This window comes from Sphaerisporangium sp. NPDC004334, assembly GCF_053602655.1.
In genome coordinates, this window is record NZ_JBSGDZ010000015.1 from 42,403 (window position 1) to 67,785 (window position 25,383).

The 25,383-nt window shown below is 72.2% G+C and carries 21 protein-coding genes; 11 read left to right on the forward strand and 10 right to left on the reverse strand.

What is annotated here, in order from left to right; translation table 11 throughout:
- The first annotated feature begins 118 nt into the window (after positions 1-118).
- From ACWEN6_RS20645 to ACWEN6_RS20690, 10 genes are all read left to right on the forward strand, one after another.
- Entirely contained in the window at positions 119-1,135 is a 1,017-nt protein-coding gene (locus ACWEN6_RS20645) for a ParB N-terminal domain-containing protein (RefSeq protein WP_354845785.1), read from the forward strand.
- Positions 1,136-1,164: 29 nt separating this feature from the next.
- Positions 1,165-2,001, forward strand: coding sequence for a 2-amino-3,7-dideoxy-D-threo-hept-6-ulosonate synthase (locus tag ACWEN6_RS20650; protein ID WP_452571877.1), 837 nt, complete (start codon positions 1,165-1,167; stop codon positions 1,999-2,001).
- A gap of 31 nt (positions 2,002-2,032) precedes the next feature.
- The gene (locus ACWEN6_RS20655; RefSeq protein ID WP_452571879.1) at positions 2,033-3,145 is read left to right on the forward strand and encodes a 3-dehydroquinate synthase II family protein; all 1,113 of its coding nucleotides are present in this window, start codon (positions 2,033-2,035) and stop codon (positions 3,143-3,145) included.
- A 39-nt stretch (positions 3,146-3,184) separates the two neighbouring features.
- Positions 3,185-4,537, forward strand: coding sequence for an aspartate kinase (locus tag ACWEN6_RS20660; protein ID WP_452571881.1), 1,353 nt, complete (start codon positions 3,185-3,187; stop codon positions 4,535-4,537).
- 85 nt (positions 4,538-4,622) lie between these two features.
- Complete coding sequence (locus tag ACWEN6_RS20665; protein ID WP_452571883.1) at positions 4,623-5,861, forward strand: cytochrome P450; 1,239 nt, start codon at positions 4,623-4,625, stop codon at positions 5,859-5,861.
- 26 nt (positions 5,862-5,887) lie between these two features.
- Positions 5,888-7,066: an MFS transporter gene (locus tag ACWEN6_RS20670; RefSeq protein ID WP_452571885.1), complete on the forward strand. Its 1,179-nt coding sequence runs from the start codon at positions 5,888-5,890 to the stop codon at positions 7,064-7,066.
- A gap of 24 nt (positions 7,067-7,090) precedes the next feature.
- Positions 7,091-8,623, forward strand: coding sequence for a GMC family oxidoreductase (locus tag ACWEN6_RS20675; RefSeq protein WP_452571887.1), 1,533 nt, complete (start codon positions 7,091-7,093; stop codon positions 8,621-8,623).
- Positions 8,620-10,128: an aldehyde dehydrogenase family protein gene (locus ACWEN6_RS20680; RefSeq protein WP_452571889.1), complete on the forward strand. Its 1,509-nt coding sequence runs from the start codon at positions 8,620-8,622 to the stop codon at positions 10,126-10,128. Before ACWEN6_RS20675 ends, ACWEN6_RS20680 begins: the two co-directional genes overlap by 4 nt.
- 6 nt (positions 10,129-10,134) lie before the next feature.
- Positions 10,135-11,139: a zinc-binding dehydrogenase gene (locus tag ACWEN6_RS20685; protein ID WP_452571891.1), complete on the forward strand. Its 1,005-nt coding sequence runs from the start codon at positions 10,135-10,137 to the stop codon at positions 11,137-11,139.
- A 4-nt stretch (positions 11,140-11,143) separates the two neighbouring features.
- Positions 11,144-12,448 carry a flavin-containing monooxygenase gene (locus ACWEN6_RS20690; RefSeq protein WP_452571893.1) on the forward strand — a complete coding sequence of 435 codons (1,305 nt, stop codon included), beginning with the start codon at positions 11,144-11,146 and terminating at the stop codon, positions 12,446-12,448.
- 618 nt (positions 12,449-13,066) lie between these two features.
- On the opposite strand, the gene ACWEN6_RS20695 is transcribed toward ACWEN6_RS20690, so the two are convergent.
- From ACWEN6_RS20695 to ACWEN6_RS20740, 10 genes are all read right to left on the reverse strand, one after another.
- Positions 13,067-14,299, reverse strand: a complete 1,233-nt coding sequence (locus ACWEN6_RS20695; protein WP_452571895.1) for a cytochrome P450 family protein — start codon at positions 14,297-14,299, stop codon at positions 13,067-13,069.
- A 64-nt stretch (positions 14,300-14,363) separates the two neighbouring features.
- Positions 14,364-15,734, reverse strand: a complete 1,371-nt coding sequence (locus tag ACWEN6_RS20700; RefSeq protein ID WP_452571897.1) for an MFS transporter — start codon at positions 15,732-15,734, stop codon at positions 14,364-14,366.
- Positions 15,735-15,867: 133 nt separating this feature from the next.
- The gene (locus tag ACWEN6_RS20705; RefSeq protein ID WP_452571899.1) at positions 15,868-17,571 is read right to left on the reverse strand and encodes an AMP-binding protein; all 1,704 of its coding nucleotides are present in this window, start codon (positions 17,569-17,571) and stop codon (positions 15,868-15,870) included.
- A gap of 5 nt (positions 17,572-17,576) precedes the next feature.
- On the reverse strand, positions 17,577-18,377 hold the full coding sequence (locus ACWEN6_RS20710; RefSeq protein ID WP_452572181.1) for an enoyl-CoA hydratase/isomerase family protein: 801 nt from the start codon (positions 18,375-18,377) through the stop codon (positions 17,577-17,579).
- On the reverse strand, positions 18,374-19,114 hold the full coding sequence (locus tag ACWEN6_RS20715; RefSeq protein ID WP_452571901.1) for an SDR family NAD(P)-dependent oxidoreductase: 741 nt from the start codon (positions 19,112-19,114) through the stop codon (positions 18,374-18,376). The genes ACWEN6_RS20710 and ACWEN6_RS20715 overlap by 4 nt, the downstream gene beginning before the upstream one ends.
- Entirely contained in the window at positions 19,114-19,686 is a 573-nt protein-coding gene (locus ACWEN6_RS20720) for an iron-sulfur cluster assembly protein (protein ID WP_452571903.1), read from the reverse strand. Before ACWEN6_RS20720 ends, ACWEN6_RS20715 begins: the two co-directional genes overlap by 1 nt.
- Positions 19,683-20,900, reverse strand: coding sequence for a Phenylacetic acid catabolic protein (locus ACWEN6_RS20725; protein ID WP_452571905.1), 1,218 nt, complete (start codon positions 20,898-20,900; stop codon positions 19,683-19,685). The genes ACWEN6_RS20720 and ACWEN6_RS20725 overlap by 4 nt, the downstream gene beginning before the upstream one ends.
- Positions 20,900-21,787 (reverse strand): Phenylacetic acid catabolic protein, encoded by an 888-nt coding sequence (locus tag ACWEN6_RS20730; protein ID WP_354845739.1) that lies wholly within the window; start codon positions 21,785-21,787, stop codon positions 20,900-20,902. Before ACWEN6_RS20730 ends, ACWEN6_RS20725 begins: the two co-directional genes overlap by 1 nt.
- A gap of 150 nt (positions 21,788-21,937) precedes the next feature.
- Entirely contained in the window at positions 21,938-22,930 is a 993-nt protein-coding gene (locus tag ACWEN6_RS20735; protein WP_452571907.1) for a 3-oxoacyl-ACP synthase III family protein, read from the reverse strand.
- Positions 22,930-23,988 (reverse strand): 3-oxoacyl-ACP synthase, encoded by a 1,059-nt coding sequence (locus tag ACWEN6_RS20740; RefSeq protein ID WP_452571909.1) that lies wholly within the window; start codon positions 23,986-23,988, stop codon positions 22,930-22,932. The genes ACWEN6_RS20735 and ACWEN6_RS20740 overlap by 1 nt, the downstream gene beginning before the upstream one ends.
- A 668-nt stretch (positions 23,989-24,656) precedes the next feature.
- Here ACWEN6_RS20740 and ACWEN6_RS20745 point away from each other — a divergent pair.
- Positions 24,657-25,346 carry a hypothetical protein gene (locus ACWEN6_RS20745; RefSeq protein ID WP_452571911.1) on the forward strand — a complete coding sequence of 230 codons (690 nt, stop codon included), beginning with the start codon at positions 24,657-24,659 and terminating at the stop codon, positions 25,344-25,346.
- Positions 25,347-25,383: the final 37 nt, after the last annotated feature.

Here is a 25,383-nt window from a genome sequence, read left to right on the forward strand (position 1 = left end):
TATGATCATGAGCCAGTTTCGTCCATTGTCGCAGGTAGAACGCTTTCATCGAAAAATACCTTGTGTAAGGTATGGTTTTAAGTAAGAGTGCTCTCGAAGGGCACGACAGGCTTCGCCGATGACGAGGAGCGCCAACGTGGTGAGCGGGGATGTGATCACAAGCGAACGAGAGACGGGCGTCGGCCCCGAGGTCGGCTGGATCTCGATCACCGAGCTCGTCCTTTCCGACTCACCCCGATCCGCGGGTGAGGACGCCGAGCACGCGCGGGCTCTCGCCGAGGTGGACTCACAGGCGGAGCTGCCGCCGATCGTCGTCCAGCGCGGCACCAACCGGGTCGTCGACGGGATGCACCGGGTGCGCGCCGCGCAGATGCGCGGAGAGCGGGAGATCCAGGCCCGCTTCTTCGACGGCGACGACGCCGGCGCCTTCGTGCTGGCGGTGCGGCTGAACGTTCAGCACGGGCTGCCGCTCTCGCTCGCCGACCGCAAGTCGGCCGCCCGGCGCATCCTGCGCGAGCACCCGGGCTGGTCCAACCGGGCGGTGGCCTCGGTCGCGGGGCTCTCCCCCAAGACCGTCGGCGCGTTGCGCGAGCAGTGCGGAGCGCCGGTGGCCGAGGTCAGGATCGGCCGGGACGGCCGGGTGCGCCCGGTCAGCGCGGCCTCCGGGCGCGAGCGCGCCAGGCAGATCCTGCTGCGCGACCCCACCTCCTCGCTGCGCACGGTGAGCGCCGCCGCCGGAGTGTCCCCCGGCACCGTGCGGGCCGTCCGGATGCAGATGACCGGGCAGGCCACCGCGGTGCTCCCCGAGCAGCGGGCCGCGTCGCCCAGGCACAACCCCGATCCACGGCGCGTCAGGGGCGCGGCTCCGCAGGGCGCCGGGCTGGACCGGACGGGCGCGATGCTGCGCGCGCTCCGCTCCGACCCGTCGCTGCGGTTCACCGAGTCCGGCCGGCTGCTGCTGAGCGTTCTGGCGGTGGCCGCCATGGACGGGCACACGCGGGAACGTCTCGTCGACGACCTGCCGGACCACTGCGTGGAATTCGTCGCCGCGCTCGCCGAGGCGAGCGGCCAGGCCTGGCGGGAACTCGCCGAACGCCTGGCGGAGCGACGGTGCGCGGCCGCCGATTCCGAATAGTTCCCGATCTGGAAATGGGGTGTTGACAGATGGCAGAAGCGTACGGCTGGTCCGGGAAGAATCTGCGTACCCAGCGGATTCTGCACTCGGCGTCCGGGACGACGTTCCTGGTCCCGCTCGATCATTCGCTGGCGGACGGCCCGGTGTCGAGCGCCGCCGATTTCGGCGGGCTGGTGGCGGCGATGGCCGCGAACGACGTGGACGGGATCATCGTCCACAAGGGGCGGGTCCGTTTCCTTCCCACCCGGCGGCTCGGCCGGCTGGCGCTGGTCGTGCACCTCAGCGGCAGCACCAGGCACGCGCCGGACGCCGACGCCAAGACCCTGGTCGGCGCCGTGGCCGAGGCCGTGGCGCTCGGCGCGGACGGGGTCAGCGTGCACATCAACCTCGGATCGAGCAACGAGGCAGAGCAGCTGGCCGACTTCGGCGGGGTCTCCGACCAGTGCGCCCGCTGGGGCGTCCCGCTGCTCGCGATGATCTACCCGCGCGGCCCGCGCATCGCCGACCCGGCCGATCCGGCGCTGCTGGCGCACGCGGCGAACATCGCCGCCGACCTCGGCGCCGACATCGTGAAACTCCCGTTCACCGGCTCGCCCGACACGATGCGCGACGTCGTTCGTGCCAGCCCGATCCCGGTGGTGACCGCCGGCGGCGGCGTCATCGGGGACACCGGCAAGTTCCTCGACCAGATCGACTCCGCGATGGAGTCCGGCGTGCTCGGAGTCGCGGTCGGGCGCAACATCTTCCGCGCCGCCGACCCCGGCCGGCTGGCCCGGTCGGTCGCCCAGCGCGTCCACTCCCGGCTCGGCTCCCGCAACCCCCTGACCGCCCTGGACCTGGCCCTGGCCGGCACGACAGTTGCCTGACGAAACTCAACTCACGACCGAAGGTGCGAACATGAAATCCGCATGGATCGATCTGCGCGGCCTGACCGCCGAACTCGCCACCGCCGTCATCGAAGAGAGCACCCACCTCGGCATCGGCGCCGTCGTGCTGGACGACCCCGAGCTCGCCGCGAAGGTCCCGCCGACCCTGGAGAAGGCCGCCGTCGTCACCGGCGAGACCCCCACGACCCTGATCGACCAGCTCGTCGGCGTGGTCGACATCCTGATCGCCGACCACGGCATCGCCGAGAAGTTCGAGGGCGTCCGGCCCGGCCTGCGCAACGGCGTCCTGATCAAGGTGCTGGGTGAGGAGACGCTGCAGCTCGCCTGCAAGATAGCGAACGAGTCGGAGCTGACCCTGGTCGAGTTCCGCCAGGACCCGAGCAAGATCCCGCTGGAGATCCTGCTGGCCGCCGCCGACAAGGCCAAGGGCCAGATCGTCACCGTCGTCGAGGACGTCGAGGACGCGATGGTCACCATCGGCGTCCTGGAGCGCGGCTCCGACGCGGTGCTGCTCGCCCCCCGGCGGGTCGGCGACGCCTCCGAGCTGGTGCGCGTGTGCCAGGGCGAGGCCGAGACGCTGCAGCTCGAGCCGCTGGAGATCGTCAAGCTCACGCACCTGGGCCTCGGCGACCGGGTGTGCGTGGACACCTGCTCCCACATGCAGCCCAACGAGGGCATCCTGGTCGGCTCGTACTCGACCGGCCTGATGCTGGTCAGCAGCGAGACCCACCCGCTGCCGTACATGCCGACCCGCCCGTTCCGGGTGAACGCCGCCGCCCTCAGCTCCTACACCCTGACGCCCGGCAACCGCACCCGCTACCTGTCCGAGCTGCGCTGCGGCTCGGAGATCCTGGCCGTCAACACCAACGGCGGCGTGCGCCGGGTGATCGTGTGCCGGATCAAGATGGAGACCCGGCCGATGCTGCAGATCGAGGCACGCACCGCCGGCGGCGACGTGGTCAACATGGTCGGCCAGGACGACTGGCACGTGCGCGCGCTCGGCGCCGGCGGCAGCGTCCACAACTTCACCGAGCTGCGCCCCGGCGACCACATTCTCGGGCACACCATGACCGACCAGCGTCACGTCGGATACGCGATCCGTGAGTTCCTGCACGAGCAGTGAAGGCTCGAGCCGGCTCCGCTCTGAAGGAGAGTGCGCGAGATGGCGCTGATTGTGCAAAAGTACGGCGGAACCTCGGTCGCCACGCCCGAGAAGGTCATCGAGGCGGCGCGGCAGATCCTGGCGGCACGGGCGGACGGACACCAGGTCGTCGCCGTCGTGTCCGCCATGGGCGGAACCACCGACAGGCTGCTCCACCTGGCTTCCTCGGTGTCCGACCAGCCGGATCCCGTCCAGCTCGACGCCCTGCTCAGCACGGGCGAGGCCGTGTCCGCCGCGCTGCTGTCGATGGCGCTGAACCGCCACGGCGCCGCGAGCAGGTCGTTCAGCGGCGCCGAGGCGGGCATCCTCACCGATGACCGCCACGGCCGGGCGACGATCCAGCAGGTGGATCCGCGCCGGCTCAAGGAGGACCTCCGCAGGGGGGCGATCCCGGTCGTCGCGGGCTTCCAGGGCGAGGCGGGCGTCGCGGGCCCCTGCACGACTCTGGGGCGCGGCGGCTCCGACACCACCGGCGTCGCCCTGGCCGCGGCGCTCGGCGCCGACCACTGCGAGATCGTCACCGACGTCGCGGGGGTCTACACCGCCGACCCGAGGAAGGTCACCGGCGCCCGGCGCCACATCACCCTGCTGTACGAGGAGATGGCCGAGCTCGCGGTGAGCGGGGCCAAGGTGCTCGCCGCGGACTCCGTGGACTACGCGCGGACCCACGGCGTCGACCTGAAGGTGCGCTCCAACCTCACCGCCTGCGGCCCGGAGACCTGGGTCGGATACCGCCGCCGCTCCACGGCGATGGCGGCCTCCGGCGGCGGCTCCTGGAGGCCCGCCGGGCTGGACGAGGTCCCCGCGATCGCCGGGGTGGCCACCAAGACCGGTCTCGTGCGCTGCGTGCTGCGCCGGATCGCCGCCGATCACGCGGTGCGGATCCTGCGCGGACTCGCCGAACGCGAGCTGGAGGTCGAACTGCGCCGCTACGGCAACCTCGGGACCGAGGACGCCGGCGACCTCGCGATCACCCTGCCCGCGGAGAGCGTCGAGGAGGCGCGCGCGCTGCTGGCCGAGGCCGACCGGGGAGCCCGCCTGGACGAGGTGCACTGGACCTCGAACCTGGCGCGGCTGTCGGTCGTCGGCCTCGGGATAGGCCAGCTTCCCGGCTCGCCGCTGCGACTGCTCGAAGCACTGCGGTCGGTCGGCGCCGCGCGCACCGATCTGCTCGTCACCTCCAACAAGCTCAGCGTGCTGACCGGAGAGAGCGGCCTGGCCGAGGCGACCCAGAGCGTGCACGACACCTTCGTCCACGAACCCGCGGTGCACCGGTTGCCCACCCCTGACCTGTGGGCCACCGATCACAAGGAGCTGGGCGCCAGCGTGCCCGCGCTGGCGGCGGCCGACTGAACCGCGACCCATCACCGTGCCGGCCGGCCCGAGGCCGGTCGGCGCGGTGCCCGCCGGATGAGAAGCCACAAGCGGAGCGACCCCGATGACCAAGCCGACGTTCGATCCCACATCTGACAGCCAACTGGCCGACCCGTACCCGACGTACACGCGCATGCGCGACCAGTGCCCCGTGTTCCACGACGAGAAGACCGGCCTCTTCGTCGTCACGCGGCACGAGGACGTCGTCCACGTGGCCCACGATCCGCGGACCTACTCCTCGGAGAGCGCGGTGAAGGCGACCACGGGACCGGAGGCCGACGAGGTCAAGCAGATCCTGGCCGAAGGCTGGTCCCTCACGCCCAACCTCACCGAGAGCGACGGCGAGGAACACACCCGGCTGCGCACGGCGGTGAACCGGGTCTTCACGCCGCGGCGGGTGGCCGAGCTCGAACCCTTCATCACGGCGACCGGCGAAGAGCTGATCGACCGGTTCGCCGCCGCCGGTTCGACCGACATCATCGAGAACTACGCCTGGCCGCTGCCGCTGTCGGTCATGGCGCGCATCCTCGGCGTACCGGCCGGCGACGTGCCGCTGCTGCGGCAGTGGAGCCACAGCTGGCTGAAGCTGTCGGTCGGCGGCGGCGAGGTGGCGGAACGGGCCGAATGCGCCCGCGACGTCATCGCCATGCAGAACTACGTGATGGCGATGCTGCTGGACCCGGGGCCGGCCGGCGACGGGCTCATCGCGTCGCTCGCGGCCGACCACGACGAGAACGACCTGGACGACGTCGAGCTCATGCGCATCGTGATGAACCTGATCATCGCGGGGCACGTCACGGTCACCCGGTCCATCGGCAACGGCCTGGTGAGCCTGCTGGAGCATCCGGACCAGCTCGCGGCGCTGCGCGAGGGCGAGGTGCCGCCCGAGGCGATGGTCGAGGAGATCCTGCGGTTCGAGTCCCCGGTCCAGGGGCTGTTCCGCACCGTCACCGCCGAGACCGAGCTCGCCGGCACCCGGCTGCGGCCCGGCGACCGCGTGATGGTGCACTTCGGCGCCGCCAACCGGGACGAGCGCGCGCTCGCCGACCCCGCCACCTTCGACATCAGGCCGAGGACCGGCCGCAAGATGCTGGCCTTCGGCCGCGGCATCCACACCTGCCTGGGAGCCGGACTGGCCCGCCTCCAGTTGCGCATCGCCATTCCGCTGCTGTTCGACCGCCTGCCCGGACTGCGTCTGGGTCCCGCGGACGCGCGCGGCCGCGAGCGGCTGCTGATCGCGCGCGGGTTCGACGAGCTCCACCTGCAATGGGACGTTTCACGAGTACAGGAGGCAAGACAGTGACTACGCAGGAACAGCAAGTCGCGCCTGTGGCGGTCGAGAGGAACGCCGCTCTGGTCGGGACCCCGCTTCTGCTGGTGGGCGTCGCCCTGGCGGCGGCGAACCTGCGTCCCGCCATCACCAGCATCGGCCCGCTGCTGGAGGAGGTGCGCAGGTCGCTCGGCGCCTCCCTGCTCTGGGCGAGCGTGCTGACCGCCCTGCCCACCCTCTGCTTCGGCATCGCCGCCGCGGCGGCGCCGCTGGCGGCCCGCAAGCTCGGCCTGGCCCGTGCGGTCGGCGCCGGTCTGGTCGTGCTCACCGCCGGGCTGTTGCTGCGGGTCGTGGGCGGCCCGTGGGTGATGCTGGCCGGCACGTTCGTGGCGGCGGCCGGCATCGCCCTCGGCAACGTGCTCATCCCGGTCGTCGTCAAGCAGGCCTTCCCGCAGCGGATCCCGCTGCTGACCACGGTCTACACCGTGGCCCTGATGGTCGGCGGCGGCGCGGGCGCCGCGGCGACCCCGTGGATGCAGGACCAGCTCGGCGGCTGGCGGGTCACCCTGGCCGCCTGGTCGCTGCTGTCCATCGGCGCGCTGCTGGTCTGGGTCGCCGGGACGCGCCGCACCGAACAGGGCGGCGCCAACGCGGCCCTGCCGCAGGAGCGCAAGCTGCTGCTGCGCAGCCCGCTCGCCTGGCTGATCACCGGGTTCTTCGGACTGCAGGCGGCCGGCTCCTACGTCCTGATGGGCTGGGCCCCGGCCGTGTACACCGGCGCGGGCATCGGCAAGAACGAGTCGGGTCTGCTGCTGGCTCTGCTGGTCGTGGCGGCCCTGCCCGTCACGATGGTGGTCGTGCCCATGGCGATGCGCAGCCGCCGCCAGTCCTGGTGGATCGCCGGGCTCGTGGGCCTGGAGATCGCCGGCACCATCGGCATGCTCGTCGCGCCGACGACGATGCCGTGGCTGTGGTCGCTGCTGTGGGGAGCGGGCATGGGCGTGTTCCCGATCGCGCTCGGCCTGTTCGCGCTGCGCACCCGCACCGCGGCCGACACCGCCGGGATCTCGGCCATGGCGCAGGGCTTCGGATACCTCATCGCCATCGGAGGGCCGTTCCTGTTCGGCATGCTGCACGGCAGCACGGGCGGCTGGGCCGTGCCGATGGTCATGCTCGCCGTGGTCTTCGCCGTGGACCTCGTGCTGGGGTTCATCGTCGGCCGGCCCCGGTACGTGTAGGGCCGCGACGAGGGAGGAGCGATCATGACCTACGACGTCATCGTGATCGGCGGCGGTTCCGCCGGCTGCGTCCTGGCCAACCGGTTGAGCGCGAACCCGCGGCTGTCGGTCCTGCTCCTTGAGGCCGGGCCCGATTTCGCGACCACCGAGGAGCTGCCGGCGGACGTCGCCGACGCGACGTACGCACCGTACTCCTACGACTGGGGTTACCGATCGGTTCCGGACGAGTTCGGCAACCGGGTGCCGGTCCCCCGGGGCCGGATCATCGGCGGCTCCTCCTCCGTCAACGTCTGTGTGGCGATGCGCGCCCGGCCGTCCGACCATGACGCGTGGGCGTCCCTGGCCGGGCCCGCGTGGGGCTACCCGGAGATGCTCCCCTTCTACAAGGAGATGGAGCACTACCCCTACGGCGAGGAGAAGTTCCACGGCCTCGACGGGCCGTACCGCATCACCCAGAGCACGGCGGCCGACCTCGGTCCGCACGTCGCGGCGATGAGCGAGGCGTGCGGACGGCTCGGGTACCCGATGGTCGACGACTTCAACGCGCCGGGCGCGCCGGGCTTCGCGCACACCCCGCTCAGCGCGGCCGACGGCGTGCGGCTGAGCACGGCCATCGGCTACCTCAACCCGGTCCGCCACCGGCCGAACCTCACGGTGCGCGGTGACGTGCTGGTCGACCGGGTGCTGTTCCGGGGCAACCGGGCCCGCGGAGTCCGGCTCGCCTCGGGCGAGGAGATCGGCGCCGGGCACGTCGTGCTCAGCGCCGGCGCCTACAACACCCCGGTCATCGCCATGCGTTCCGGCATCGGAGACCGCGCCGAGCTCGCCTCGCACGGAATCGACGTGGTGTCCGAGCTCCCGGGCGTGGGGCGCGGCCTCACCGAACACCCCGCCTTCTGGAACATCCACGTCGCCAAGCCGCCGCAGGAGGGGGCGCGGCAGATGTTCGGCAGCGTGCTGAGCGTCGCCACGGGACCGGGAGAGCCGGACTACGACGTGCAGATCCTGCCCTCCGCGGCGGTGCCGGCCGAGAGCCTGCCCGCCATGATCGTTCCGCCGGTCGAGAACCACCCGACCGGCTGGGACATGGTCTTCTTCGTCTCCTGCGTCCAGCCCCGTTCGCGGGGCACCGTCCGGCTCGCCTCACGCGACCCGCAGGACGCGCCGGTCATCGACCTCGGGCTCTACACGGTCGCCGGCGACGCCGAACGGGTCGCCGACGCGGTGCGCCTCGCCCGCACGATCGCCCGCACCCGGCCGCTCGCCGACCTGCTGGTGGAGGAGCGGGTGCCGGGTCCGGGCGTGAGCGACCAGGAGCTCGCGGAGGCGATACGCCGCGCACCGGCGCACTACAACCACGGCAGTTCCACGATGCGGATGGGCTCGCACCGTGCTCCCGGCTCCGTCGTCGACGCAGGCGGCGCCGTGTACGGCGTCGAGGGACTCACCGTCGCGGACGCCTCGGTGTTCCCGGCGATGCCGCGCGTGGCCACCAACGTTCCGACCATCGTGATCGCCGAGCGGATCGCCTCGGTGCTGAAAGAGATGATGACATGACCACGACGTTCGACACAGCTCAGTTCGACACCGCCCAGATCCTGCGTACGCGCTGGTCCTCGCAGGACGAGGCCGACCGGTTCACCGTGCACGACCCGGCGACCGGCAGGCCGCTCGCGGTCGTCCAGGGCGCCGGCGCCGAGCAGGTGGACCAGGCGGTCCGCGCCGCGTACGAGGCGCACTTCGCGTGGAAGGCCCGCACGCCGCGCGAACGCGGCAAGTGGCTGTGGAAGGTCGCCCAGGCGATCCGCGAGAACGCCGACGAGATCGCGGCGCTGGAGTCCAGCGACAACGGCAAGCCCTTCACCCAGGCGCGCAACTTCGACCTCGAAGGCGCGCCCACCATCTTCGAGATGTTCGCCGGCCTCTGCGAGGCGATCCCGAGCCAGGCGCGCGACTCGGGCAGCATGCTCGACATCACGCTGCGCGAGCCCTTCGGCGTCATCGGCGCGATCATCCCGTTCAACTGGCCCCCGCTGCACACCGCCGGCAAGCTCGCCCCCGCGCTCGCGGCCGGCAACGCCGTGGTCATCAAGCCGCCGGAGCAGGCTCCGCTGTCGGTGATGCGGGTCGCCGAGATCGCCCAGTCCATTCTCCCCGACGACGTCGTGCACATCGTGCCCGGCACCGGCGCGGTCGGCGCGCGGCTCGCCGGGCACAAGCTCGTGGGCAAGGTCTCCTTCACCGGCGCGCCCGCCACCGGGCAGGCGGTGATCCGGACGGCCGCGGAGAACCTGACGCCGACCCTGCTGGAGCTCGGCGGCAAGAACGCCCTGGTGATCTTCGAAGACGCCGACCTCGACTCGGCCGTGCCGTGGGCGGTGGAGGGCGGCTACTTCAACCAGGGCGAGGCCTGCACCGCCGCCTCGCGCGTGCTGGTCCACGTCGACCGCTACGAGGAGGTCGTCCGCCGGCTCGCGGCCGCGGTCAAGCGGCTGAAGGTCGGCAACGGCGCGGACGCGGACACGCACGTCGGGCCGCTGGTCACCCCCGAGCAGCGGCAGCGCGTGCAGGACTACCTCGAACTCGGCGTCCGCGAGGGCGCCACGATCGCGGCCCAGGCGGCGACGCCCACCGACCCCGAGCTGGCGGAGGGCTACTTCGTCCCGCCCACGCTGTTCACCGGCGTCACCCCGGACATGCGCATCGCCACGGAGGAGATCTTCGGGCCGGTCGTGTGCGTGATCCCCTTCCGTGACGAGGCCGAGGCGGTCCGCATCGCCAACGGCACCGAGTTCGGCCTGGTCGCGGGGGTGTTCACCCGCGACACCGAGCGCGCCATGCGCTTCAGCCGCGACCTGCGCGTCGGTATCGTCTTCGTCAACCACTACAACCGCTCGTTCACCGGCACCCCCTTCGGCGGCGTGGGCGCCAGCGGATACGGCCGCGAGCACGCCATCGAGACGCTGCAGGAATACAGCTACGCCCGCAGCCTGCGCCTGCCCTCCGGCCGCGGCGAGATCCCGCGCTGGGCGCCGTCGATCGAGGTCGTCACCGGAGGCTGAGACGAGATGGGCACCACGATGCGCGCGGCGGTCTGTGTCCAGGCCGGCGGCCCGGAGGTACTCCAGATCCGCGAGCTGCCCATGCCTTCGCTCCGCGAGGGCTGGAGCCTGGTGCGGGTGGAGGGCGCGGGCCTGAACCGGTCGGAGCTGCGGACCCGTCAGGGGCATTCGCCGAACGTGAAGTTTCCGCGGGTGCTCGGGATCGAGTGCGTGGGGACGGTGGCGGCCTCGACCGACGCCGCCCTGCCGGTCGGCCAGGCCGTCGCGGCCGTGATGGGCGAGATGGGCCGCGAGTTCGACGGCGGATACGCGGAGTACGCGCTGCTGCCGAACTCGCTGCTCATGCCGGTCACCACCACGTTGCCCTGGGAGGTGCTGGCCGCGCTGCCCGAGACGTACCTGACCGCGCAGGGCTCGCTGGACGCGCTCGGCATCACGCCGGGCGCGCCCGGGCGCCTGCTGATCCGCGGCGGAACCTCGTCGGTCGGCATGGCAGCGGCGTCGATCGCCTCCGCCCACGGCCTGGAGGTCGCGGCCACGACTCGGCGCGAGGAGAAGATGGACGCCCTCACCGCGGCCGGCGTCGACCACGTGCTTCTGGACGACGGTGGCTCGACGGCGGACGCCGTGCGCGGGGTCTGGCCCGAGGGCCCCGATCACGTCCTGGACCTGATCGGGACGGCCACGGTGCCGGACTCGCTCAAGCTGGTGCGCCGCGGCGGGACGGTGTGCGTGTCCGGCTCGCTCAGCGGCTGGCTGATCAGGGAGTTCGAGCCGATCGCGATGATCCCGCCCGGCACCAGACTCACGGCCTTCCACAGCGACAGCCTCAAGGGAGCCGCCGGTGCGCCGGTGCTGCGGCGGGTCATCGGCGAGGTCGAGGCCGGGGTCTACCGGCCCAACATCGACCGGGTCTTCGACCTCGGCGACATCGTCGAGGCGCACCGGCACATGGAGAACGATCAGGCCACCGGGAAGGTCGTCGTGCTGCCCCGGACGAGGAAGGGATGAACGGATGGGAACGCGGTTCGTCGAGACGGTGGTCATAGGCGGCGGTCAGCAGGGATGCTCGGTCGCGGGCGCGCTCGCCCGGCTCGGCTACCGGGCGCTGGTGATCGAGCGCGGCGAGATCGGCCAGGCGTGGGCCAACGAGCGCTGGGACAGCCTGCGCGTCAACACCCCGAACAGGACGGTCGCCTTCCCGGACTGGGCCTACGACGGGGACGATCCGGAAGGGTACATGCCGGCCCGTGAGGTGGCCGAACGGCTCCGGTGCTACGTGGCCGCGATGGGCATCGCGGTCCGCGAGCACACCAGCGTCCAGATGGTCGAGTCCCCGATCCATGACGCGGTCCACGAGGGCGCGCGCTTCCGCGTCCACCTGGACGACGGCGAGACCGTCGAGGCCCGCAACGTCGTCGCGGCGCTGGGCGGATACTCCTCGCCGCGCATACCGGAGGTGGCCGCGGGCGTGGACCCTTCGGTCACCCAGATGCACACGCGCTACTACCGCAACCCGGAGTCGCTGCCGAGCGGAGCGGTCCTCATCGTGGGCGCCGGCAACAGCGGCCAGCAGATCGCCGACGACCTCCGCGACGCCGGCCGGGAGGTGTTCCTGGCGGTCGGCGGGCACAAGACCGCGCCCCGGCGCTACCGCGGCGCGCAGATCCTCGACTGGCTGCAGTTGCTGCTGCCGGAGGGCAACCTGGAGACCGCCTCGGGCGGGCGCGGCGACTCCCCTGTGCTGCCGGGCGTGTCGGTGCTCAGCGGGAAGGACGGCGGTCAGGACCTGAGCCTGCCGATCCTGGCCGCCAAGGGTGTCACGCTCGTCGGCTCGGTCCGCGGCGCGTCGGGCGGCGTGCTGAGGCTGGAGGACAACGTCCGCGCCGTGGCGCGGGCGGCCGCCCACAAGGAGAGCGAGCTGCTGAAGGCGATCGACGCGGCGATCGAGCAGCGCGGGCTGGTCGTCCCCGAGGCCGACCCCGCCCCCGTGTACGACCCCTCGCTCATCGCGGACTACGGCGGCACGCTGGACCTGGTCGCCAACGACATCACGACGATCATCTGGGCCACGGGCTTCGTGCCCGAGTACGGCATCCTGCCCGCCGGGGCGCTCGACCAGGACGGCATGCCGGTGCACCGCAGGGGAATGGGCGCGCTGCCGGGCCTGTACTACGCCGGCCTGCCCGAGGCCGGGTCGGTGATGCCGCTGCTCATCGCCGCCACGCGCAACCAGGCCGAGCGCGTCGCCCGGCACGTCCAGATGGACAACACCCTGCGCCACCGCTCCCCCATGGCGATCGGCGGTCTGTGGACCTGAACCGACGGCACAGCGTGGCGGACGGACGAGGCGGCGATCACCCAGATCGCCGCCTCGTCCGCGTTCCTGCCCCAGGCCCCCCACCGGACGGCCCGCGCTCCCACCGGCGACTCCCACCACCCGGCGACCCGCCTGCCCACCACAAGCACCCACCCCCCGACGGCCCGCGTTCCACTAGCAAGCCCCGCCACCGGACGACCCGCCTGCCCACCACAAGCACCCACCCCCCGACGGTCCGCCGACCACCGCGAAGCCCTGAGGCCGGGATCTCACCGCACCAGTGAACGCGTACTCCGGCGCCGGAGCGGCCGGTCATGGGTACGGCGAAACCGGCGCCACCCCTACGACGGCCGGCCGGCGGACGTTCGTGGACGCCGCACTCCGTGTGCTGTGACCGGAAACGTTCACCGGCTTGGCGCCGACGCAGGCGCCGGCATCGCCGTACCACGACCCGCCGACCCGGCGCCGATCACCTCCAGCACATGGCCGGGGGTGAAGAGCCGCGCCCGCTGCCGTGCCGGTCCCTTCCGCGTGTCTTCGGGGCGACCTGCGTTCCCCATGGACATGACGAGGCCGCCGGAGGCGCGGTGCGCCTCCGGCGGCCGGAGTTCGTTCCGGTCATGCCGGGTGCGGGATGACCTCCAGGCCCACGGGGCCGTTGATGAGGAAGGAGGTCAGGCGGGCGGGCTGGTGTCCGGGGCGGGCGAGGGCGAGATCGGGCAGTTCCGCGAACAGCGTGGTCAGGGCGATCTCCGCTTCCAGGCGGGCGAGGTGCGCACCCAGGCAGAAGTGGGGTCCGTGGCCGAAGGCGAGGTGTTCCTTGCTGGCCCGGGTGGGGTCGAAGCTCTCCGGGCACCGCGGGTGGACCTGCGGGTCGCGGCCGGCGGCGGCGAAACCGATGGTGATCGCGTCGCCCTTGCGGATGACGACGCCCTCACCGAGGTCGATGTCCTCCAGGGCGCAACGCATGGGCATGTGCATGACCGGGCCCTCGAAACGCAGCGTCTCCTCGATGACGTCATGCCAGGCGATGGCGCCCTCGTGGAGCCGGGTGAGGTACTCGGGGTGGGTGAGCAGGGCCTGGACGGCGCTGGTGATGAGGTTGACGGTGGTCTCGTACCCCGCGCCGATCATGAGGAAGAGCGTGCCGAGCAGCTCGGCCTCCGACATCGGCTCGTCACCGGGCTCGGCCGGCAGCAGCAGGTCGCTGGTCAGGTCGGCGGCCGGGTTCTCCCTCTTGTACCGCAGCAGCTCGCCGAGCCGCTCGTACAGCGTGTTGCCGGCGGCCATCGCCTCCTCTGGGCCGAGCGAGGAGTCCAGAACCCGGTCGATCCCGGTGCCGACCTTCCTGCGCAGGTGCTCGGGGACGCCGAACAGGTCGCAGATGACGGTGATGGTCAGCGGCAGCGCCAGGTCCCGGCGCACGTCGGCGACGGCGCCGGGCGGCAGGGCGGCCAGCTCCTTGACCAGGCGGTCCGCGGTCGCCTTGACCTGCGGACGCATCCGTTCGACCTGCTTCGGCGAGAACGAGGGGGCGACGCGGCGCCGGGACCTGCGGTGCTCCTCGCCGTAGAAGTTGAAGAAGCTGTTCTGCAGGGCGAGGGGAGCGAGTGGCCAGCCCTCGGGCATGTCGGCCAGACCGGGCCAGTGCCGGCGCGAGTCGCGCGAGACGCGCGGGTCGTTGGTCAGCTTCTGGATGACGCTGTGCCGGGTGACCGCCCAGGCGCGGACGGGCCCGGGAAGCTCCACCAGCACCGCCGGCCCCTCGGCGCGTAAGGCGGCGGCCTCGGCGTGGACCGAGGCGCCCGTGGGATCGAGAACGGGACACTTGGGAACGGACAAGGACGTCATGCGGTACTCCCTCACTGGAGATTGCACGGAGACTTCCACCGGTTCGCCTGAGGCTTCGCGCCGGCTAGCTTCCGGCGGTGGTGATGACGGGGGACGTGGCGGCCGCCGGTGGCGCGGCGGCGCGCGGTGCGGCCGTGCCGTCGACGTGCTGTAGGGGCATGCCGTCGGCGTGCTGTACGAGCGTGCCGTCGGCGTGCTTCGCGGGCGTGCCGTCGTCGGAGCGTTCCCGCAGGAACGCCGAAGCGGCCAGAGCGATCACGCCGGCGGCCGCCATGTAGACGGCGATCGGCGTCCAGCTGTGGAACCTGTTGAGCAGCGACGTGGCGACGATCGGGCCGACGGCGCCGCCGAGCAGGCCGCCCACGTTGTAGCTGATGGACATCCCGGAGTACCGCACGGCCGTGGGGAACAGCCGCGGGCAGAACGCCCCTTGCACGCCGTAGTTCGCGGCGAACCCGGCGAACAGCAGCAGGAAACCCAGAGCCATCAGAGGGAACGACCCGGTGCCCAGCAACGAGAACCAGGCGAACGGCGCCACCGTCATGGCGGCGATGCCGCCGACGAAGACCGCCTTTCGGCTGTACCGATCGCCCAGCCAGCCGAAGAACGGCATGGCGACGATCAGGAAGACGCAGGATCCGACGAGCAGCAGCAGCATGACGGACCGGCCCACGCCGATGGTCGCACCGTATTTGAGGGAGAACACCGACCCGAGGTAGAACACCAGGAACGTGGGAAGCGCCGACAGCGACGCGCCCAGGGTCGTCAGGCCGTACCGCGACAGAACCTCCAGCGCCGGCCTCTTCCTGACCGCGCCCTCGGCCTTGGACCGCTGGAACTCGGGAGTCTCCCCCAGCCGCAGCAGGACGTGGAGGGCGACGCCCACCAGCACGGCGCTGAAGACGAACGGCAGCCGCCATCCCCACGCCAGAATCTGCCGCTCCGGCAGCGCGGTGACCAGGAGCAGGACGCCGTTGGCCAGCAGCAGTCCCCAGGCGTTGCCGGTGCCGACGACGGCGGTGAGGAAGCCGCGCCTGTTCGGCTTGGCGCTCTCCAGCGCCATCAGGAACCCGCCGCTCGACTCGCCGCCGAGCGAGCATCCCTGGATGAATCGCAGGATCGTCAGCGATATCGGGGCGGCGACGCCGATCGTGCCGTAGGTGGGAAGCAGGCCGATCGTCACCGTCGCGCCGCCCATCACGGCGAGAGTGGTGATCAGCGTCGCCTTGCGGCCGGCCCGGTCGCCGAAGTGCCCGAACAGGAAGGCGCCGAGCGGTCTTCCCGCGAAGGCGACCGCGAACGTCGACAGCGACAACAGAGTGCCGGTGGTGGGGTCGAACGAGGGGAAAAAGAGCTTGTTGAAGTACAGGGAGGAGAACGAACCGTAGATGAGGAACTCGTAGAACTCGATGCTGTTCCCGATGAGGCTGCTCACTACGGCTCGTCTGCGCTGACCCCTGCTCATGGTGACGGCAGTCATTTCGTCTCCGAGGAGTGGTAGGCCCGGGCGGGCGGGTCGCGCGGGGGAATGTCCGCCGGTCGCGCGACCCGCTCATGTCGCCAGGGGGCTAGTTCTGGAAGTCTTCCTCCCACCATTCCTGCGCCGACCGCGAGAGCCGCTGCTCCTCCCGCTTGCGCAGTTCGGTGCGCTGGGTCTTGCCGGAGATGGTCTTGGGCAGTTCGGCGAACTCGATGCGGCGGACGCGCTTGTAGGAGGCGAGGTGTTCACGGGAGTGGGCGAGGATGAGCTGTGCGGTCTCGGCCTCCGGCCGGTAGCCGGAGGCGAGCGCCACGTAGGCCTTGGGCACGGCCAGCCGCAGCGGCTCAGGTGAGGGCACCACGGCGGCCTCGGCGACGGCCGGATGCTGCAGCAGCACGCTCTCCAGCTCGAAGGGCGAGATCCGGTAGTCGGAGGCCTTGAAGACGTCGTCGCCCCGCCCCACGTAGCGGAACAGGCCGTCGGCGTCACGGGTGGCGATGTCGCCCGTCCGGTAGTGGCCGCCGCGCATGCAGCGCGCGGTCGCCTCGGGGTCGCCCACGTACCCGCCCATCAGGCCCAGCGGCCGGCCGGCCAGCGGCAGGCAGATCTCGCCCTCCGCGGAGACGTCCCGGACGGGGGCGCCGGTGTGCGGGTCCAGCAGCGCCACCTCGTAGCCGGGCAGCGCCCAGCCCAGTGCCCCCTCGACGCTCGGCATCCCCGGCGGGGTGCCGATCTGGGCGGTGGTCTCGGTCTGCCCGTACCCGTCCCGTACCCTGACCCCCCACGCCTCGCGGACCCGGCGCACCACCTCCGGGTTCAGCGGTTCCCCGGCGGCCAGCGCCTCGCGGAGAACCATCGGCCACCGCGTGAGGTCCTCCTGGATCAGGCTCCGCCAGGCGGTGGGCGGCGCGCAGAAGGTGGTCACCGCGTAGCGCGACATCATCTCCAGCAGCGGACGCGCGGCGAACCGCGGCTGGTTGACGGCCATGACCGTCGCCTGCGCGTTCCAGGGGGCGAACAGGCTGCTCCACGCGTGCTTTCCCCAGCCGGGCGACGAGATGTTGAGGTGCACGTCGCCGGGGCGCAGGCCGATCCAGTACATGGTCGACAGGTGGCCGACGGGGTAGCTCACGCTCGTGTGGCCGACCATCTTGGGCCGGGAGGTCGTGCCCGAGGTGAAATAGATGAGCGACAGCTCCTCGGGACGCGTCCGCACCGCCTCGCGCAGCGGCTCGGCGGCATAGGCCCCCTGGTAGTCCTGCCAGCCCGCGACGGGGCCCCCGACGGCGATGCGCGTCCACCGGCCGCCCAGGGCGTCCAGCTTGGGGGTGAGGCGAGCCTCGGCGATGACGTGCGCCACCTCGCCGCGTTCCAGCCGGTCGGCCAGGTCGGCGGGGGCGAGCTGGACGGCCGCGGGGATCACCGCGCAGCCCAGCCTGAACGCCGCCAGCAGGCACTCCCACAGTTCCACCCGGTTGCCGAGCATCAGCAGGATGCGGTCCCCGCGCCGCACGCCCGCCGACCGCAGCCATCGGGCCACCCGCTGGGAACGCTCGGCCAGTTCGGCGAAGCTCACCGCGGTGTCGGCCAGGAGCCTCCCCTGGCGGTCCAGGTCGAGCACGCGCAGGGCGGTGGCGTGGTTGCCGTCGGCGATGACGTCGAACCAGTCCGCGACCCAGCTGAAACTCTGCCCGACCTCGGGCCTGGGGAAGGCCCGGGCACGCGGCAGGTCACCGTAGGAGGACAGCAGGTGGTCGCGGGCCCGCTGGAACTCGCCGGTCGCTGTGCGCATGATGACTACCTCCCGCTGAATCGCGCGCGGCCGGGGCCGTCGGTGACGAACCCCCGCATGCCGGTCGAACGGTCCTGGGTGCCGAACAGCCCGGCGAACACCGACCGTTCGATCGCCAGCCCGGCGGCCAGGTCGGTCGCCAGGCCCCCGTCGATCGCGGTCTTCGCGGCGTGCAGGGCCAGCGCCGGGCCCGTCTCGAAGCGCTGCGCCCACTGCATCGCGCTGTCCAGCACCAGGTCGGTCGGCACGACGTAGTCCACCAGGCCCATCTCCAGCGCCTCGGCCGCGCCGACCTGGCGTCCGCTGAAGATCAGCTCCTTGGCCTTGGCCGGGCCGATCAGCCGGGGCAGCCGCTGGGTGCCGCCCGCACCGGGAATGACGCCGAGCAGGACCTCGGGGAGCCCGAGCCGCGCCTCGGTGCCGCAGATGCGCGCGTCGGCGGTCAGCGCCAGCTCGCAGCCGCCGCCTAGAGCGGGCCCGTTGATCGCGGCCACCACCGGCTTGGGGATGGCGGCGACCGCGTCGAAGGCGCCTTGGAGCACGGCCGCGTGGCCGACCATCTCGGCGTGCGACATCGCGGCCATCTCCTTGATGTCGCCCCCCGCCGAGAAGGCCGTGGGCCCGCCGTACACGACCACCGCGCGGACCCGCTCGTCGGTCGCGGCCCGCTCGGCGGCCGCGCGCAACGCGCCCTGCGCGGCGCGGTCGAGCACGTTGAGCGGCGGCCGGTCGAGGCGGAGGACGCCCACCGCCCCGTCGATGTCCAGCCATACGGTGGGGTGCCCCACCTCGGGGGCGGTCGTCATGCCCATAACAGACCTCCGTTCACTTCCAGCACGTGGCCGTTGACATAGCTGGCCTCGGGACCGGCCAGGAAGACCGCGGCGTCGGCGGCCTCGTCGGCGTGGCCGGGCCGGCCGAGCGACAGCCGGGTCTTGTAACGCGACCAGATCCGGTCGTTGCCGGTGACCTGCCGACCCATCCCCTCGTCGAGGATCCCCGGGGCCAGGGAGTTGACCAGGATGCCGCGGGGGGCGAGTTCGATCGCGCTGACCTTGGTGAACATCTCCACCGCGGCCTTGGTGGCGCAGTATCCGGCGGCGCCGATCGCGACCCGGGTCGCCATGCTGGAGGAGACGTTGACGATCCGGCCGGCGTCGCTGCGTTCCAGGTAGGGAACCGCGGCCCGGGTGCACAGGAAGACCCCGGTCAGGTTGGTGGTCACCATGTCCTGCCAGTCGGCGACCGGCAGCCGGTCCACCCGCCCGTCCCGGCTCACGCCGGCGTTGGCCACCAGGATGTCGATGCCCCCGAAGCGTCCGGCGGTCTCGGCCATCAGCTCATTGACCGAATCGTCGCTGGTGACGTCGACCGGGACGTAGGCGCAGCGGCCCGGTGCGAGGTCGATGACCTCCTTGATGTCGTACGGGTTGCGGGCGGCGCAGACGACCTGCGCCCCTTCCTGCAGGTAGCGTTCCGCGATCGCCCGGCCGAGGCCCCGGGAGCCTCCGGTGATGACGGCGGTTCTTCCGATGAGTCTCATCACGATCCTCCTCGCACGGGACCGGGGGCCGGGAGCATGGCGGTGCAGCCGGCCGTGCCGATCACGTCGAAGGTCGAGCCGCAGCCGCGGCAGTCGTAGGGGACCTTGCACACCGCCCCGCCGAAGCGGCCGGCGCGCGCGACGTCGTCGCAGCCGCAGTACGGGCATCTGGGAGCGGCGCCCGCCACGCGGTATCCGCCCCTGCGCAGCGCGTCCCGGCCGGCGGCGGTGACCGACGCCGGTTGCCAGGCGCCGCGCTCCCACACGATGTCGACCTCACGTCCCGGGGCCGCGTCGGCGAGCGCGGACCGCACCCGCCGGGCGATCTCACCGACGGCGGGACAGCTGAGCCGGGTGGGGGCCAGGCGGACCCGGACGCGGCCGCCGGTCAGCGACACCGAGCGCAGCACGCCGAGATCGCGCAGGCCGACGTCGATCTCCGGATCGCGCACACCGGCGACCACGTCGGCGAGCCGGCTCGTGAGCTCGTCCGTGTGCCGGGCCGTGAACTCGTCCGTGGGCTGAGCCGTGAGCCGGCCTGGGGGCCGGCCTTGGAGTCGGTCGGCGTTCACCGGAACACCCCCGGGGCGTAGTCGTCCCTCACCATGCGGCCACGGGACAGGCAGTAGGCCAGTGCGCTCCCGCCCATCCCCGCGGTCCGCGGCAGCGGGCGGCCGGGCAGGCGCGACGCGGGGCCGCCGCTGTCGCCGACCAGCACGGCGAGACGCTCGTGCAGGGTCGCGGCCGGTACCGGAGCGCTGGGCAGTACGCCCGCCGTGACTCCCTGCGGCCCGGCGCCGAACAGGTCCCCGGCGCGCTCGGTCACCTCGGCGTAGGCGCGCGCGAACTCCTCACTGGTCTCGGGCCACGCGGTCAGCGCCCGCGCCCACCGCCGCCAGTGGTCCAGATGGACCCGCTGCTCGTCGCGGATGGCGATGATCGCGGGCAGCCACGCCCCGCCGGACCCTGCCTCCGCGGCCTGCTCGGTGCGGCCGGGCTCGGCCTCCACGGTCCGCTCGGCGAGCGCGACGACGGCAGCGGCGATCACCAGACCGCAGGCCACGGTGGACGGCCAGTCGGTGAGCCGTTCGATGGCGCGCGACACCCGCCACCGCGCCTGCGGCCGGTCGAAGAACCACGCGTCGGCGGCAACCTCGTCGAAACCGCACAGCGCCAGGATCGTCCCGGCGTGCGCCAGCGCCTCCTGTCCGATCGAGCCGACCGCCAGCGACTCCTCCAGGTCGATGTAGTCGACGATGCGTTCGCCCAGCCGGTTGCCCAGCACGAACAGGTCGTCGGCGAGCGCCGGCCACAGGTCGCGGAGCTCGGGGTCGGCGGCCGGAGACGCGTCGTCGCGAAGCTCGGAGAGGGCGCCGTCCCTCGGCTCGGCCGGGGAGTCGACGGCCGGCGAGCCGGCGACCAGCGGCGAATCGGCGACGAGCGTGTCGACGACGGGCGGCGAGCCGGCGGCGGGCGGGGAGTCGGCGGCGGGCGGGGAGTCGGAGCGGTCGCGGCGGCGGGCGGTGGGGAAGCCGGGCTGGCGGTGCGGCATCCGGGTCTTGGCGGCGAGCAGGTCGCGGTCGTCCCCGGTGGAGACGATCATGTCGGCGCGGCGGACCACCCAGAGGGTGGCCAGGTCGTCGCGGCGCCCGTAGGTCTCCTTGGCCAGGTGCCAGGCGCCGTCCGGGCGCGGCGAGACGATGGAGCCGACATGGCTGAGCGTCTTGCCGACGCCATTCTGCGTGAAGACCTCATAGACGTCGGGGTCGTTCGGAACGTGCGGCATCACGACACCTCCCGCAGCGCGCGCCGGTACCGCGTGTTGCGGTCCAGGGCGTGGCGCACCCAGTCCAGCCGGCGCTGCGACGCCGGCCCGCCGCCCGCGATCACCTTCTTCACCTCGGCCCAGTCGGGCATCGCGAACTCCCACTCCCCTGAGGGCGCCTGACGGACCAGCGCGGGATCCACGTGCACACCGAGCTTCCGGAAGACCGGGATGATCTTGTTGAGCCATGCCTGGCGCAGCGCGTCGTTGCCGTCCGGCTTCAGGCCGATCTGCCACATGCGGTTGGCGTGCAGGGTGTCGGTGTCGGGCGGACCGAGGTAGGCCAGCACGCGCGGCATCCACAGCTCGAACCCCTCCTGCACCCGCCGGCGCTGCTCGGCGTCACCGTGGGTCAGCACCTCGTGGGTGAGGTCCAGGGCGTGCTGGTAGTGGAAGGACTCCTCGCGCTCGATCTTGCGCAGCGCCCGGGCGTACGGCAGGTACACGCCCTTCATCAGGGACTGGAACTGGACGATCGCCGCCGAGTTCATCAGCAGCAGCCCGGGGCCCAGCTCCTCCCAGGTCCCGAAGGAGTAGTGGAAGATGTTGTGCACCTTCGCGCGGCCCTCGAGGTAGTCGAGCAGGATCCGCTCGCGCGGCATGCCCAGGTCTTCGGCGACGCGCGCGGCCACATGCCCGTGACCGACCTCGTCCTGGATCTTGGCCATGAGCATCTGCCGCCTGGTGTGGCTGGGCGCGCGGTCCAGCCACTCGGCGAACGGCAGCACGCCCACCAGCTCGTTGAGCGCCTGTACGGTGGCGAACCGCCTGGCGCCCTCCCGTACCTCGTCGGGCATCGGATCCCACAGCTCGTAGCAACGGTGCCCCGCCGCGGTGGCCATCGGCATTTCTGTCTCCTTTTGCAGCGCTTGCCCGGTTTCCAGCGGTCGTCCGGCGTGGTCCGGCGGTGGTCCGGCGGTGGTCCGGCGGTGGTCCGGCGGTGGTCCGGCGGTGGTCCGGCGGTGGTCCGGCGGTGGTCCGGCGGTGGTCCGGCGGGCTCAGTGCCAGCGGACGACGACGGCGCCCGCGGTCATGCCGCCGCCCACTCCGGCCAGCACCAAGCGCTCGCCCCGCTGGAAGGGCCGGCGTTCGTGCTCCACGCGGAGGGTGAGCGGGATGGAGGCCGCGGCGGTGTTGCCGAAGTGCGGTGCGGTGAGCGGCACCCGGGCGGGGTCGACGCGCAGTTCGCGGACGCACTCCTCGACCATGCGAGTGTTGGCCTGGTGCAGGATGAGACGGTCCACCTCCTCCAGCCGGAGCCCGGCCGAGGCGAGCGCCTCGTCGATCACCTTGGGGAGGGTGCGCATCGCGTACTCGCGTACGGGGCGGCCCTTCATCCGGAACAGGTGCTCTCCGGCCTCCCACGCCTGGGCGTCCAGCGGCCGGCGGGTGCCCCCGGCGGCCACCTCGACCAGGTCGCGGTACTCGCCGTTGGCGACCAGCCGCCAGCCCAGAACGCCGTACCCCTCGGGCACCGGACCGAGCAGCACCGCCCCGGCCCCGTCGCCGAACAGGCTGACGGTGCGCCGGTCGGTGGGGTCCATCAGCGAGGAGTACACGTCCGCGCCGATCACCAGGGCGTACTCGCCACCCTGCCCGGACAGCCGCCCCGACATCATCGAGTCGGCGACCGCCAGTGCGTAGAGGAAGCCGGAGCACACGGCGTTGACGTCGAACGCCGGGACACCGGACAGCCCGAGCTTGTCCTGCAGAATGGCTCCGGTGGAGGGCTGCGGCTGGTCGGGCGTCGAGGTGCCCACGATGATCAGCCCGAGCCGGTCGGCCGCCTCGGGCCGCGCGGCCAGCGCCTCACGGGCGGCGTGCAGCGCGAGGTCGGAGGTGGCGGTGCCGGGCTCGCGGTACCTGCGTTCCAGGATGCCGGTACGCTCGACGATCCAGTTCTCCTCCACGCCGGTCCACTCGGCGATCCGCGCGTTGTCGATGACCACCGGCGGCACGTGGCCGCCCAGGCCGAGGAATCCCACGCCCATCAGTCGCTCCTCTCCGCCGCCTGCTCCCGCGGCACCTGGACGACGGCGCAGGCCCAGGTCCAGGCCGCCCCGCCGCCGATCACCAGGGCGACGTCGCCCGGCTCCAGTGGCGCGCGATCGCGCAGGTCGGCCAGGTTCGCCAGGAAGTCCCCGCACCCCAGGTGGCCGGTGTCCGCGCCGAACCGCAGCGCCTCGGCCTTCAGCACGTCGTCCATCACCGGCACGTAGTTGGCGTCCAGCAGGTACGCTCCGAGCCGCGGCAGCGCGATGTACTTGATCCGGGGATCGTCGAGCCGCAGTCCCGCGTCGCGCACGGCGTCCACGATCACCTTGCGGATCGACCGGCTGGCGATGGAGGTGAACTTGTCCTTGCCGTACGCCTCCACGTAGGACTTCTTGGGACGGCGCAGGTCGATGTGGCTGCTGTGCGACATGGGCGCCGCGCTGAAGTCGTTGCCGTGCCGCATCATCAGTTCGAGCTCGGCCTCGGTCTCGCTGGCCAGGGACAGCAGCGCCCAGTCGTCGGGCCCCGAGTCGCCGTGGTGCAGCAGCGCCGCGGTTCCCGCGTCGCCGAACCCCAGGCCGTAGTCCGAGGTCCAGCGGTCCATTCCGGGCGGGGCGAAGCGGTCGCCCGTGGTGATGAGCGCGGCGCCGAGCCCCGGTTCGGCGTCCAGATGCAGCGCCGCGAGCTGGAGGGCGAGCGCGGCCGCGTTGCAGCCCTGCTGCACGCCGTACACCAGGGCATTGGGAGCGCCGACCTCGTTCGCCACGAAGTGCGGCGGCGACCACATGTCATGGCCCTGGTGGTAGATCCAGGTGTGCATCACCAGGCCCACATTGGAGGGGCTCCAGCCGGCCCGGCTGATCGCGTCACGACCGGCCGCCGCCGCCATCTCGGGAGCGGACCACCGCGTCGAGACCGGAAGACCGGTGAGGCCGAGCCGCTCCACGTCCTGGGTGTCCAGCTTGCCCGCCGCGACGGCGTCCTCGACGTTCTCGCGATCCGGCGGAAACCATGTGGTCACGGTCTTGATCCGCAGGTCGTTTCCGAATTTCATCGGGCTCCTCTCAGATTCCTTGGAAGCTCGGGATCCGTGGGGTGATCGGGAGTGCGATATTCCGGCAGGCGGACGTCGGGCCGGCGGTGCGTCTGGCCGGGGATATGGGGCTCCGTACTTGGCGGAGCGCGGTGCGCGGTCGTCCACCACCTGAGAGCCGACGTTGGTGCACGGGGCGATCGGTGGCTTCGCCCACTATCGCATACCTTCATGAAGGTATGTAACTGTGTGTAAGCCACCGGGGAGCGGCAGGCGGACCCCGCCGATGCCGACCGGCACCCCCGGGCCTCCCAGCACCACGACACGACCGCCGGCCGGCCCTCTTCGCGGCGCACGCGGACAATGCGCCTGCCAGCATGACTCTCCGCTTCCGCTCACCTCACGGCGGCGGCACCGGTTGTCCGCGCCAGCGAGTGACAGGGCGGCGCGGCCAGTGTGCGACCGGGTGAATCCTCACTTGCACAGCGGGAGGTCATGTCCTGACGGAAGAAAATACCTCTTCGATGGTATGTTTTCGTACCAGGACGGTCGACGGTGCGGGGCGCGAGCCCCGGTCCGGGACGCCGCCCTTCGGGCGCCCCCGCCGCCCGCGCCGCGCGGCCTGCCCGTCATGCACTACTCTCGCCGGGTCGACCCTGCTGTGGGGACCGAAAGGCGCTGTGGCACGAATGTCCAACTCATGGACCGGACGGCCGGCGACGCTTCGCTGCGGCGCGGTGCTCGCCACGGCGGGCCCGGTGATCGCGACGGCTTCCGGGGCGGACGGATGGAGCGCCGGATGGCTCTGTCCCCTCGCCGGTACCCACCCGCTGGAGAGGGTCCTGGTCGAGGCGCTGTTCTGGGCGAGGGTGCTGTTGCCCCTGGTCGTGGCCTGCCTGCTGCTGCGCCGGCCGGGCAGGGCCGCCGTCACGTCCGTCTGTGCCATCGGCGCCGTGCTCGCGCTCGGCCTGGTCACCATGGTCGGCATGCCGGCCACCGATCCGTGCACCGGCGAGGCCCGTGCGTTCTCCCCGCCCTGGATCCTGATCGCCTGTTACGCCGCCGCGGCGGCCGCACTGATCGCGGCGGCCTCGTCGCCGCCCTCATCGGCGCGGGGTGGGGTCCTGTTGTGGGTGCCCGCCGCCGCGGTCGCGGGGTGGACGGCCGCGACCTGCCGGATTCCGGTGCCCGACACAGGCTTCGCCTGCTCGCCGCCGCCCTCACCGCCACGGCCGCCGTCCGCGCATCCCGGCCGCCGGTCGCCGCGATCGGTGACGGCTTCGCGTCGCGAGGCGTACGGGTCGCCGGCGGGGCCGGCGCGGTCGTTCGCCGGGGGTGGGAGGGACATCCTGTCCGCCGCAAGGACCTGGCCGTACTGATCGTCGTGGCGCTGTCGGCGGTCTGGCTCGCCGTCTC

What these genes read in the sequence shown, in the direction of transcription:
- ACWEN6_RS20650 (WP_452571877.1), top strand. Translation starts at nt 1,165, where the DNA reads ATGGCAGAAGCGTACGGCTGGTCCGGGAAGAATCTGCGTACCCAGCGG.
- ACWEN6_RS20655 (WP_452571879.1), top strand. Translation starts at nt 2,033, where the DNA reads ATGAAATCCGCATGGATCGATCTGCGCGGCCTGACCGCCGAACTCGCC.
- ACWEN6_RS20690 (WP_452571893.1), top strand. Translation starts at nt 11,144, where the DNA reads ATGGGAACGCGGTTCGTCGAGACGGTGGTCATAGGCGGCGGTCAGCAG.
- ACWEN6_RS20695 (WP_452571895.1), bottom strand. Translation starts at nt 14,299, where the DNA reads ATGACGTCCTTGTCCGTTCCCAAGTGTCCCGTTCTCGATCCCACGGGC.
- ACWEN6_RS20725 (WP_452571905.1), bottom strand. Translation starts at nt 20,900, where the DNA reads ATGCCGCACGTTCCGAACGACCCCGACGTCTATGAGGTCTTCACGCAG.
- ACWEN6_RS20680 (WP_452571889.1), top strand. Translation starts at nt 8,620, where the DNA reads ATGACCACGACGTTCGACACAGCTCAGTTCGACACCGCCCAGATCCTG.
- ACWEN6_RS20705 (WP_452571899.1), bottom strand. Translation starts at nt 17,571, where the DNA reads ATGCGCACAGCGACCGGCGAGTTCCAGCGGGCCCGCGACCACCTGCTG.
- ACWEN6_RS20710 (WP_452572181.1), bottom strand. Translation starts at nt 18,377, where the DNA reads ATGACGACCGCCCCCGAGGTGGGGCACCCCACCGTATGGCTGGACATC.
- ACWEN6_RS20660 (WP_452571881.1), top strand. Translation starts at nt 3,185, where the DNA reads ATGGCGCTGATTGTGCAAAAGTACGGCGGAACCTCGGTCGCCACGCCC.
- ACWEN6_RS20675 (WP_452571887.1), top strand. Translation starts at nt 7,091, where the DNA reads ATGACCTACGACGTCATCGTGATCGGCGGCGGTTCCGCCGGCTGCGTC.
- ACWEN6_RS20730 (WP_354845739.1), bottom strand. Translation starts at nt 21,787, where the DNA reads ATGCCGATGGCCACCGCGGCGGGGCACCGTTGCTACGAGCTGTGGGAT.
- ACWEN6_RS20665 (WP_452571883.1), top strand. Translation starts at nt 4,623, where the DNA reads ATGACCAAGCCGACGTTCGATCCCACATCTGACAGCCAACTGGCCGAC.
- ACWEN6_RS20745 (WP_452571911.1), top strand. Translation starts at nt 24,657, where the DNA reads ATGTCCAACTCATGGACCGGACGGCCGGCGACGCTTCGCTGCGGCGCG.
- ACWEN6_RS20740 (WP_452571909.1), bottom strand. Translation starts at nt 23,988, where the DNA reads ATGAAATTCGGAAACGACCTGCGGATCAAGACCGTGACCACATGGTTT.
- ACWEN6_RS20735 (WP_452571907.1), bottom strand. Translation starts at nt 22,930, where the DNA reads ATGGGCGTGGGATTCCTCGGCCTGGGCGGCCACGTGCCGCCGGTGGTC.
- ACWEN6_RS20685 (WP_452571891.1), top strand. Translation starts at nt 10,135, where the DNA reads ATGGGCACCACGATGCGCGCGGCGGTCTGTGTCCAGGCCGGCGGCCCG.
- ACWEN6_RS20645 (WP_354845785.1), top strand. Translation starts at nt 119, where the DNA reads ATGACGAGGAGCGCCAACGTGGTGAGCGGGGATGTGATCACAAGCGAA.
- ACWEN6_RS20715 (WP_452571901.1), bottom strand. Translation starts at nt 19,114, where the DNA reads ATGAGACTCATCGGAAGAACCGCCGTCATCACCGGAGGCTCCCGGGGC.